A 4,319-nucleotide genomic window follows, 5' to 3' on the forward strand; every position below is an offset into this window, starting at 1 on the left:
ATGTATTCCTGGGTGAGCCAGCACTCCGGCCCGGCCAATCCTCGCCCCTGATCGAGTCCGCGACACGCGCGCGATGCGTGAATCCGGGGCTCAATTTCCGTTTCGGGATGTGTTCGGGTAAAGTTTATCGAGTTGGCAAGCCAACAAGATGCGCCCGTAGCTCAGCTGGATAGAGCGTCTGACTACGGATCAGAAGGCCAGGGGTTCGAATCCCTTCGGGCGCACCACAGGAAAACACCCGGTACAGCAAACGCTGTACCGGGTGTTTTGTGTTCCAGGGGTCCTGGTGAGCAACGGGGTGCTCGCCAAACCGCGATGGGACCGGGCCCCGCTCACTGCCGCGTCGGTGAGGCAGTCCCCGGGGTATCGTGCTCGCGGTCAAGAATGCCGGCTCGGACAGCCGTTTCTCGTTCCGGGTGCGTCGTCGCGCGCCGTCCGCTCAGGGTTTCCCATTCCAGCACTCCGTTCACGTTGTCGAGCAGCGTCCAGCCCCGGTGCGTCTTGCCCGCCCCGGTCGTCCCGGGGTCGCCGCGCCCCTTCATCGTGTGATGGGTCCTGCAGAGAAACGCGAGATTGTCGTGACAGGTTTCGCCGCCCGCATCCCACGGCACCGAGTGATCCAGGTCACACCGGACCGCGGCCCGTTCACACCCGGGGAAGCGACAGTGCTGGTCCCGAATCTCAGTGAATCTGCGAAGGGCCTTTGGCGGTGCGTAGCTGTCGCGGCCCACGTTGAGGATCGCGCCCCGGTCGTCGGTGAATAGGGCCCGGAAGGAGCCGATGCCGAAGGCGACCCGCTCCGCGGTCTCGTCATCGAGGACCCCGTAGCCGTCCAGCTGGGCGAATTCTTTGCCGAGGATCGCCTCGGCGCTGGCCTCGGGGCCGAGATCGTCGGAGAGTCCGGCCAGGATGCGGGTGGGCACGGTCACGAGGACCTGCCCGCGGACGCCGCGGGGCGGGGCCGTGGAGGCCGGGGGAGTCGTGTCGCCCTCGGCTGGCGCTTCCGTGTCGATCTCACCCAGCGAGATCAGGTCCACGAGCACATCCGCGCGCAGCTGCGCGATGCCGCGGGGGACCGGGAACGCGGCGATTGCCTCGGCAAGCTCCTCCTCGGTGCCGGAATGTGCCAGTTTGAGGGCGGCGATCTGATCCTGGTAGTCCTGTTTCTCCATGACGGCGAGCTGTTTCGCGAGGGCGTCGCTCCGGTCGTAGGCCGCGGTGAGTTCCACGGCGGAGTGTCGGATCGTGAGCTCCATCATCCCGTTGCGGGCGGGCTCGTTCCAGGCCCCGCGGCGCTGGAACGCGTCCGCGTGCCGCGCCTCAGGAGAAACCGGATCGACCCGGTTCCGCAGGTCCTCGGCCACGCGCAACAGCTTCGCGGGAGTGAGTGTCGGGGCAATCTCGGCCAGCTGCTCGTCCAAAATTGAGCGGGCCACGGGCGGCGCATCCGCGGTGACACGAACGATCGCAGAAACGCGGGCTTGGTCGAGCGAGCCGGACGAGAACGCGTCCCACACGTGGGGCAGGTCTTCGGAAACCGCGAGCGCATCGTTCAAGAGCCGCGCACCCGTGGGCTTCCCGACCGTGACCGCGAACGCGACCTCCTCGGCCAACTGCCCCATCCGCTGTGCCCGGTCCTCACCGGTCACGGTCTGCTCGATGACCTGCCCGGTCGAAGCGAGTACCCGCGCGGCGTCTTCCTTCGTCTCGCGCGCAAAGCGCTCCTCGTTCAGATCCGCCAGCTCGGCAATGAGCCTGGCCCGCTTCGCCTCCACTCGGTTCTTCTCCCGCGTGGCCTCAGAGATCGCCTCACTCAGCTCAGCCTCACGCGCGCGCAGTGCCTCGGCGGTGAGGTGCGCGCGGGCATTCCTGGCCTCGACTCGGCGAGCGGCAAGGGGATGCTCGCGCTGATCATCCGGGGTCACCCGGGACGCGGCAAAAGCATCGGCGGCGATCCGCTGCGCGATCTTCGCGGCGCTCGCCCCGGTCACCGTCCCCGTGCCCGGCACGCGCGCAAACGCACCGGCCCGCGGTGTTCGGGTGTCGGTGTCGCGGGGTGCGACGGGAGTGAACGTGACCATGCCCCAATTTTACCCGAAGCGACCCGAGGAAAAGTGCTGTTCAAGCCTCATTTCTGATCGAAAACGATATGCCCCAGCCCCGGATTATCGCAACACAATATGGCGCGTTTTCACCGCAACGTTTGACGTCGAAACCCAATGCTGACGGCAGCGGAGAATGCCTCCGGTCCCGTGTCTGTGGGCGGGGCGCCGCGGTGCGTTCGCGCCGAGGCGGAACCCGCGCGGCGGGATGGCCTGGCGCTTCCCGGGCGAGAGTCACTGGGTGACGCCATCCTGGGCTGGGCGCCGAGGGGGGGTAAACATCCGAACTGTAAGGGGGAAATTTCAGAAGTCAGGGCAACTTTTCCTAGCTTGACGGGTAAATGATCGGATGTCTAAGCTGGGGTGACCTGAGAAAAAGGAAAACACACCATGAGTCGTCTTGTCAGCGCTGACACCCACGATATTCGCTTCCCCACCTCGGACCACTTGGACGGATCTGATGCGATGAATCCGGACCCGGACTACTCGGCGGCAACCGTCGTTCTCCGCACGGACGCCGCAGACGCGCACGAAGGCCACGGCTTTGTCTTTACGATCGGTCGGGGAAACGAAGTGGCCGTGTCCGCCATTGAAGCGGTGCTCCCGCACCTGCTAGGGCGTCCGCTTGACGAGGTGCTCGAGAATATGGGTGCGACCGCACAAACCCTTCTGCAAGACTCTCAGCTCCGCTGGTTGGGCCCGGAGAAGGGCGTCATGCACATGGCCATCGGAGCCGTGTTGAACGCGCTGTGGGATCTCAAGGCCAAGCGCGCCGGGTTGCCCCTCTGGCAGCTGCTGGGCCGAATGACCCCCGAACAGCTCGTGGAGCTGGTGGACTTTCGCTACCTGGAAGACGCGATCACCCCGGCGGAGGCACTGGAGATTTTTCGCGCCGCGGAACCCGGTCGCACAGAGCGTGAGGCCAAGCTCCTGGCGGTCGGCTACCCGGCCTATACGACGAGTCCCGGCTGGCTCGGCTATTCGGACGAGAAGCTGGCCCGGCTGTGCCGCGAGGCGATTGCCGACGGCTTTGGGCAGATCAAGCTCAAAGTCGGGTCGAGCCGCGAGGACGATCGACGCCGGATGCGGATCGCGCGAGAGACGTGCGGCCCGGAGTTCCCCATCGCGATCGACGCGAATCAGCGCTGGGGCGTTGCCGAGGCGATCAGCTGGGTCGGGGAACTCGCCGACCAGAACGTCGCCTGGGTGGAGGAACCCACCAGCCCGGATGACGTGCTTGGCCATGCGGCGATTTCACGGGGGATTGCACCCATTCCGGTCGCAACGGGCGAACACGCGCAGAACCGGGTGATCTTTAAGCAGCTCCTGCAGGCCGGGGGTATGCAGGTCATGCAAATCGATGCGGTCCGCGTCGCCGGGGTGAACGAGAACATCGCCAACCTCCTCCTCGCCGCGAAGTTCGGGGTCCGTGTCTGCCCGCACGCGGGCGGCGTCGGACTCTGCGAGGCGGTGCAGCACCTGTCGATGTTCGACTACGTTGCCGTTTCCGGCCAGCTCGAGGGCCGCATGATCGAGTACGTTGACCACCTGCACGAGCACTTTGCCGACCCGGTGCGCATCGAGGGGGGGAACTACCTGGCCCCGACCCTGCCCGGTGCCAGCACGGAGATGTTCCCGGCGTCGATGGCGGAGTATGCGCACCAGCCCGCTCGCACCGTCACCGCCGAGGCCGTCCGATGATCGAGACCGCGCCGGGGCACCCGGCACGTCAGCTGTCGTTCGGGCCTCTCAGCCTCGGCGGGGCGTCCTTTGGCAATCTCTATCGGGAGGTGAGCGACGCCCAGGTCCAGCAGGCCCTTGAGGCGGCTTGGGCGGGCGGCATCCGCAGCTTCGATACCGCACCGCACTACGGTCTTGGCCTGTCGGAGCGTCGGCTCGGCCGATTCCTCGCGCAGTTTCCTCGTGAGGAGTATGTGTTGTCGACCAAGGTGGGTCGCCTGTTGGAGCCGCGAGAAAACCCGACCGGGGCGCGTGATGAGGCCGGAGGCTTCGCCGTTCCCGCGGACTGGGAGCGGGTGTTTGACCCGAGCGAGGCCGGGGTGCGCCGGAGCCTGGAGGACTCCCTGGAGCGGCTTGGGTTGGACCGGGTGGACGTGCTCTACCTGCACGATCCGGACGTCTACGACCTTGACCGAGGGCTCGCCGAGGGGCTGCCAGCGCTGGCAACCCTGCGCGAGGAGGGGCTGGTCCGAGCCA

General features: G+C 66.6%; 3 protein-coding genes and 1 tRNA gene. 3 read left to right on the plus strand and 1 reads right to left on the minus strand.

Annotated features, from left to right (window positions below; all coding sequences use genetic code 11):
* Nucleotides 1–150 precede the first annotated feature (150 nt).
* Nucleotides 151–227 (plus strand) — tRNA-Arg (locus OOT08_RS10650).
* A gap of 105 nt (nt 228–332) precedes the next feature.
* Here OOT08_RS10650 and OOT08_RS10655 read toward each other — a convergent pair.
* Nucleotides 333–2,081, minus strand: a complete 1,749-nt coding sequence (locus tag OOT08_RS10655) for a DUF222 domain-containing protein (RefSeq protein ID WP_325092624.1) — start codon at nt 2,079–2,081, stop codon at nt 333–335.
* Nucleotides 2,082–2,492: 411 nt separating this feature from the next.
* Here OOT08_RS10655 and OOT08_RS10660 point away from each other — a divergent pair, with 411 nt between their 5' ends.
* Nucleotides 2,493–3,803, plus strand: a complete 1,311-nt coding sequence (locus OOT08_RS10660; protein ID WP_325092625.1) for an enolase C-terminal domain-like protein — start codon at nt 2,493–2,495, stop codon at nt 3,801–3,803.
* The coding region (locus OOT08_RS10665) for an aldo/keto reductase (protein WP_325092626.1) at nt 3,800–4,319 on the plus strand (520 nt) is incomplete at its 3' end. The genes OOT08_RS10660 and OOT08_RS10665, both read left to right, overlap by 4 nt.

Source organism: Leucobacter sp. M11 (assembly GCF_035726885.1).
In the GTDB taxonomy this organism is placed as follows: domain Bacteria; phylum Actinomycetota; class Actinomycetes; order Actinomycetales; family Microbacteriaceae; genus JAPFRB01.

Bases quoted from the DNA above. Each gene is read 5' to 3' on its own strand.
- OOT08_RS10660 (WP_325092625.1), top strand. From the start codon at position 2,493: ATGAGTCGTCTTGTCAGCGCTGACACCCACGATATTCGCTTCCCCACC.
- OOT08_RS10655 (WP_325092624.1), bottom strand. From the start codon at position 2,081: ATGGTCACGTTCACTCCCGTCGCACCCCGCGACACCGACACCCGAACA.